Origin of the sequence: Microcystis sp. M169S2 (assembly GCF_020245865.1) — a bacterium.
Classification (GTDB): Bacteria; Cyanobacteriota; Cyanobacteriia; order Cyanobacteriales; family Microcystaceae; genus Microcystis; species Microcystis ichthyoblabe_A.
Map to the genome: position 1 here is coordinate 1 of NZ_JADBUB010000237.1, position 6362 is coordinate 6362.

At 41.6% G+C, this 6362-nt stretch carries 6 protein-coding genes and 1 pseudogene; 5 read left to right on the top strand and 2 right to left on the bottom strand.

Going from position 1 to position 6362, the window contains the following annotated elements; genetic code table 11:
- Positions 1–234 precede the first annotated feature (234 nt).
- The gene (locus tag IM485_RS21115; protein ID WP_287745402.1) at positions 235–1806 is read right to left on the bottom strand and encodes a hydantoinase B/oxoprolinase family protein; all 1572 of its coding nucleotides are present in this window, start codon (positions 1804–1806) and stop codon (positions 235–237) included.
- Positions 1807–2130: 324 nt separating this feature from the next.
- On the opposite strand from IM485_RS21115, the gene IM485_RS21120 reads away from it, so the two are divergent.
- Complete coding sequence (locus tag IM485_RS21120; RefSeq protein WP_002734024.1) at positions 2131–2313, top strand: hypothetical protein; 183 nt, start codon at positions 2131–2133, stop codon at positions 2311–2313.
- Here IM485_RS21120 and IM485_RS21125 read toward each other — a convergent pair.
- Positions 2314–2601, bottom strand: a pseudogene (locus IM485_RS21125) (response regulator); the annotation flags it as partial.
- Here IM485_RS21125 and IM485_RS21130 point away from each other — a divergent pair.
- The 4 genes from IM485_RS21130 (at position 2575) to IM485_RS21145 (ending at position 6061) form a co-directional block, all read left to right on the top strand.
- Positions 2575–2859, top strand: coding sequence for a hypothetical protein (locus tag IM485_RS21130; RefSeq protein ID WP_238142123.1), 285 nt, complete (start codon positions 2575–2577; stop codon positions 2857–2859). The pseudogene IM485_RS21125 and the gene IM485_RS21130 sit on opposite strands and share 27 nt — an antisense overlap.
- Positions 2860–3053: 194 nt before the next feature.
- On the top strand, positions 3054–4793 hold the full coding sequence (locus tag IM485_RS21135; protein ID WP_104398362.1) for a TIR domain-containing protein: 1740 nt from the start codon (positions 3054–3056) through the stop codon (positions 4791–4793).
- Positions 4794–5120: 327 nt separating this feature from the next.
- The gene (locus IM485_RS21140; RefSeq protein WP_002793930.1) at positions 5121–5702 is read left to right on the top strand and encodes a DUF1997 domain-containing protein; all 582 of its coding nucleotides are present in this window, start codon (positions 5121–5123) and stop codon (positions 5700–5702) included.
- Positions 5703–5710: 8 nt separating this feature from the next.
- Entirely contained in the window at positions 5711–6061 is a 351-nt protein-coding gene (locus IM485_RS21145) for a Rieske (2Fe-2S) protein (protein ID WP_002731942.1), read from the top strand.
- The last annotated feature ends 301 nt before the right edge of the window (positions 6062–6362 follow it).

Genomic DNA, 6362 nt, shown 5'->3' on the forward strand with positions numbered 1-6362 from the left:
CTTTCAAGACTCAGTTAACAATCTGTAATATTCCTTGTTGACACCCTTACTGACAAAGAAAAAACTGAAATCAAGTCAGGATAAGGGTTGGAGTGCTTACTGAAAAAATTGTTAAGAAAGATCCCTATAAGGGATAGCTTATTAAGGGGGGATTAAGGGGGGATCCATCTTTAATTTAATTATAACCACTTACTTAATTTTGCTTAGGTACTTAATTAAAATTAAAGTTATCGTTCAGCAATTTCCATAGCCACCACCGCCGGGGGTTTCAATAATAAAAATATCACCAAGGTTCATTTCTACAGTCGCAGTACCGGGCAATTCTTCGATAGTTCCATCGTTTCTTTCCACGGCATTACGTCCTATTTTACCAGCTTTTCCTCCCGCCAGTCCAAAGGGGGGAATCAGGCGATTACCCGATAAAATATTGGCGGTCATAGCCTCTTGAAATTTAATTCTTCTAATGACACCATCACCTCCAGAATATTGTCCCTTACCGCCACTATCGGGGCGAATGCTAAAACTTTCCACTAATACAGGATAACGCATTTCTAATACTTCTGGATCGGTGAGACGGGAATTAGTCATCTGGGTTTGTACGGCAGCAGTTCCCGCAAAATTTGCTCCCGCACCAGAACCGCCACAAATAGTCTCATAATATTGATATTCTTGATTGCCAAAAGTGAAATTATTCATCGTTCCTTGACTGGCTGCTTGAATGCCTAAAGCACCGTATAAAGTATTAACTATTGCTTGAGAAGTTTCTACATTTCCTGCTACTACGGCCGCCGGATAAACGGGATTAAGAAAACAGCCAGATGGGATAATTAAATGGAGGGGTTTGAAACAGCCAGCATTTAAAGGAATTGCCTCCTCCACAAGGGTACGAAAAACGTATAAAACCGCCGCTCTTGTCACTGCTAGGGGTGCATTAAAGTTATTATTTAACTGGTTAGATGTGCCAGTAAAATCGATGGTTGCTTGACAATTTTCAATATCTATGCTAATTCTGACCTTGATGACAGCACCGTTATCTAGATAATAGGTAAATTCGCCATCTTTCAAGACAGATATAGCTTTTCTCACCGCTAATTCGGCATTATCTTGAACGAACTGTTGATAGGCTTTAACCATAGCTAATCCGTAGCGATCAACCATATTATGTAATTCTCTTTCCCCCTTGGCATTAGCGGCTATTTGCGCTTGAAAATCAGCAATATTTTGGGCGATATTGCGTGCAGGAAAAGGACTATTAGTTAAGTGATTAATTAATTCTTGCTCCCGAAATTTGCCCGCCGCTACCAGCAAAAAATTATCGAATAAAATTCCTTCTTCGCTAATATGGACAGAATGGGGAGGCATAGAACCGGGGGTAATGCCACCGATATCAGCTTGATGTCCCCGGGAGGCAAGATAAAATAATATTTCCTGATTTTGGCGATCAAAAATAGGACTAATTACTGTGACATCTGGCAGGTGAGTACCGCCATTATAAGGATTATTAGCCAGATAAACATTCCCCGGACGAATCGTCTCACCTTTATCCTGAATTAAGCTTTTAACGCTATCGGACATAGAGCCTAAATGGACGGGAATATGAGGAGCATTAGCGATTAAATTTCCCACCTCATCAAAAATAGCACAGGAGAAGTCTAGGCGCTCTTTAATATTGACACTTGCTGCCGTATTTTGCAGAGTAATCCCCATTTCTTCGGCAATAAATTGATAGAGATTTTTAAAGATTTCTAGATAAATAGGATCGGCAACGGTAGTTATTTCTGTGCGGTGAAAATCTACAGGGAACATAGGAAAATCAGTTATCAGTTATCAGTTATCAGTTATCAGTTAGCTGTCTCTTGTCTTTTTTATCCTCCTCTGTCGGAGTGGCTCTCTTATTCTTTGTGTGATCAGTTTAACTTGCATAGGAGCGATCTTTGTGTCCTTTGTGTCTCTGTGGTTCATTCCACTTGCTCGCCAGACTATATCTTAGAACACATTTTACCCACCAAACCCAAGAGAGCCTGGGAACCTCCTGTCTCCTCACCCAAGAGAAGATTTTTGATTTTTGCAGGAGAGCCACTGATAGGGGCTGACTGAGATATAATCGCAGTCAGTACCAGAGGGTGAATTATGGATAAAACCAGCTTGATCGATAAAGTGAAACAAATGGCTAATAAACGCGATTATTTACTGCAATTGCGCGATAAACCCGACATTGGCGGCCTGAGATTAGATGTTAATCAAGCTCTTGAGGAGTTGGATGAATTACTCGATGAGTTTCAAGCAACTTTTCCTGAAGAAAAACTTAGTTAACTATCCGACTCGACGGGATTGATGTTTGTCCGATTGTGCTAATTTTCCCAAGTCATCGATCGCTTTGATTAGAGCTTGGGAAGATATATCTTTAGGGTAGTATAGGTCAAAAGCTGTACTTTGATTATTTTTTTCCATTGGAAGCTTTGGCAAGGAACTATAGGCGATAATGCGGACATAAGGGTCGAATTGTTTGACCTGAATAGCGGCGCTGTGTCCATCTAAGACAGGCATCCGTATATCTAAAATAATTACATCTGGTTGACAACTTTTCGCCAAGCCGATCGCCTAAAAAACAACTATCTCCCGATAGCGATCGCTAAAGGTCGAATAATTATAAATTTTTGTCAAGGGGTGTGGTCAGACAGAGGAATTATCGCTAGAATGAGCCTAATTGTCAGGAATTTAGTTAAACAAGGTTTTTGGCAATATGCTAATCTGGCTAACACGCTTTTGGGGGTGATATGGGGAAAAGTTCTGGCAATCGCACCTAAATGGGGTGATATACCGAAAGTTGACCCACAATGTGTAGTTAGACAGGCATAGTTCTGAATCAGATAGAGGATCAGGCTGGCCCATGAAAATGTCCGCACTAAGATTCGTAGAAACGACAACCTAGAGGAGCAAGTCTATTAAGATATGTTCCAGCTAATCTTGGAGACATTGCGTTCAGGTACACCAATGGCCTTAACCTTTAATAGCTATAATTTCTGTCACTCGTATTTCCTCCGCTCATAATTATGACATTAAAAGTTTTTGTATCTTATAGTTGGGATTTGCTGAATGTGAGAGCCGCGATTCAAGAGAGGCTAAGGCTTTTAGATGTGATTCCAGTTGTTGATAGGGAGATAGTTAGCCATGAGAATCGTAGCATCCACGAAAATATTCGGAAACACTTACTAGAGAGTGACCTAGTAGTTGTTGTTTTCGCGCAAGAGACTCTCAAGTCTGTGGAAGTAAGAGAAGAGCTAACTTTGGCTCATACCTGGGGAATACCTGTGATTTGTTTTGTAGACAAGAATCTAGACTCGAATGATCGAGATAAGATACCATGGTTTCTGCGTGACAAACTCGAATGCCGATACAATTCGCAAAGCAAATCGTCAACCGACGAGATATTGGAGCAACTTAATGGAGTAATTAATCGCAAACTTACCGAAAAAACAAAGCCTGACTCAAATAACACCTTTTCCAAGCTTGAAATCCATCGCATCATAAGAGCAAGCAATGAACGATTAATGGATATAAACGATCAAGAACATTTTCGCCTAAGCATAGCGCAGAATGTCGTTCGGGCACTAAATCAAGAGCTTGAGAATCTAAGCCGAAGCGACTACACAGTTGATTTATCACTTGACCAGAACTTCTTACTAAGAGCTAGTGGCTTATTTGCTAATGCAACTAGAATATATGCAACAAGCATTGACTCACTGTCGAGTTTCTGGATAGCCAATAATCCTGAGAATGCAATTAGATATACTCGTATCCAGCCATCCAATACCATGAGACTATTTGTTTTTTCATCGGCATTAAGTATGCACCAGTACCGATATGTCCTTACCGAGCAGCACAAACAATACGGGAGTGATGGTGCAGTATTCATGTGCTCGATAGATAGTTATAATCTTCTAGTTGGGTCCCTGCTTAATGCAAATCTGAGACGCCGGCTTGCTGGCAAAGACTTTGCCTTTCTGGAGTTTGGAGATCAAGCAAAACCTTATCTTGCAACACTATCTAGTGATACACTACATTGTAAGCAGCTGGACAGCGCTAGCGTTTACTCATCTCTAAAAGATGCTTTTGATAATTTTGCCTGCCTTCAGAAGCTTGAGCGAGACGATCAGTATAAAGTCTTAAAATGGGTTCCTTCATTCGCAAATCATGACCCTGATTGGAAGCTGGCACTTGAAGCACTTTTCAGTCCTGAAGCGAGAAGTCTAAGCCGCCGACAAGTTTTTCATCATATCTTTTTCCATAGTAGAGTAGTTACGGGAAACAATGCAAAAGCTCTTGAATCGGCAATAGTAAAGGCCATATCAGTCCTGCGTCAAATACCAAAGCGAAGAGATGACTCTGAAATGCTTATTAAAAATATTACATTTGGCCAGATGATCCCATCTGAATCAATCAACAACCTTAAGGTACTAGACGGCAGATTTAAGGGGCAAATTATCATCGGCAATCATCATCTGGAGACTTTTCCTTACTGTTTGTCAATGGCCTTGGATAGCATTGAAGACCTTGAGTACTATTACTCTCATCCCTTGCATTCCGAAGCAAGAGAGGAGATATTCTCGGCTTGTGACGATCGAATTCGTAAGTTGTATAAAATGATTCACAATGAGTCAAGTCCACAGATTAAAGCCGACCTTTACCATGCCATTGAAGGAATTGCCAACGGAATAGTGGTTCGTGCTGATTATTTTGATGTTGACAGACTGGACTATGTGTTGAAGACTGAACCCGTAAAGTTTGCCTGATCAATGCTGTCTGACATCAAGATGCAGAAGACGGGAGCAGATGGTTCCAGCATCGCAGGGATACCTGCACGCTTCTGATCTTAACCGTTATACTGAATCGGTTTTTAATAGCATGATTAACTCCCAATCCAACTTGAAAAACCCGCTCCCCCCCACTGTTGACTTAAAACCCCCACTGATCACTGATCACTGAAAAAGGCCTAACTTTGGGCAAAAATCTGGTTTGTGTCCCCTCTTAGCGATAAAATTTCTACATCTGGACCGTCGAAAAGTATAAGTTTTGTAAAGTAAAATTAAGAAGGGAGACAAATTTAAGATAACCAACGTATGGAAGTAACTTTTACCGCTGCCGAATCCCTAGAAATTGTTGTTGCTGAACAAACCATCCCGATTCAGCATTATCTGCGCCAACCGCAAAGATTAGTACAGGCTATCGTTGAGACTAGCTTAACAGAACACTTGTCTGAGAATAGGTTTCGCCTAAAAATGCGTCCCCTAAACTTCTTGAATATGTACTATTTTCAGCCCACGGTTATTCTTAATGTCTGGGCTACCTCTGAGGGGACGATATTTTTGCAATCAGAAGACTGTCAGATCAAAGGTATTGATTATATCAACGATCGCTTTAGCCTCAATGTTCAAGGCAAACTCGCTCCTGTGGAAAAAAATAATCAAACCTATCTAGCGGGGAAAGCCAATCTTGAGGTGAAAGTCGCCTTACCACCACCATTATGGTTAACCCCGCGTCCGCTGTTAGAAATCGCCGGCAATAGTCTCTTAAAAGGGGTTTTATTGCGGATTAAACAGCGTTTAATGAGTCAATTGTTGCAAGATTACCAACAATGGGCTAAACAGGATATTATTGCCCAAAATTACCCCGAAACGATTCTCGATCTCTCCCTTAGTTAAATAAAAATATGAGTTGGACAAAAGTATTATCTGTAGATTCCCTTGCTCCCGGCGCCCGTCAAGTGGTAAAAGTGGGGGAAAATTCCATTCTGTTGATTAACAATAACGGTCAATTCCACGCCGTCGGTAATCGTTGTCCTCATTTAAAATTATCGATGACGAAGGGCAAAATTACCGAAGACGGCGCGATCGTTTGTCCCTGGCATCGTAGTTCTTTTGATCTCTGTAGTGGTGCTGTCAAAGACTGGATTACCTGGCCCCCTGTGGTTAACAAAGCGATGGCGGCAGTTTCTCAACCCCAAGCTTTACCAGTTTATCCCCTTCGCATCGAAGACGGCAGCATCTGGATAGACGCTTGACATCCTCACCGAGGGGGGTTTTTGGGCAACCTAAAGAGTAGTTCACTCGACAATGGGGTAATCTTGGAGAATGCCAAACCCTACCTCGCCCGCTTCCGTAAAAACCCGTTATGGATTGTTCCCCCCGCTCCGGTGATCGCCACTCTCCTATATATTTTTTCTCAAGGGGTGACAGAACAGTTAAAAAGCTTGCTTTATAAGGCTCATAGCCGTTAACCCTTTGGAGAAATAAGGGTTTTTCTGGGGTTTGAGGCGGATCAAAGAAAAGGCAAGTTCCGAGAAAGTATCCATCGACTCAACC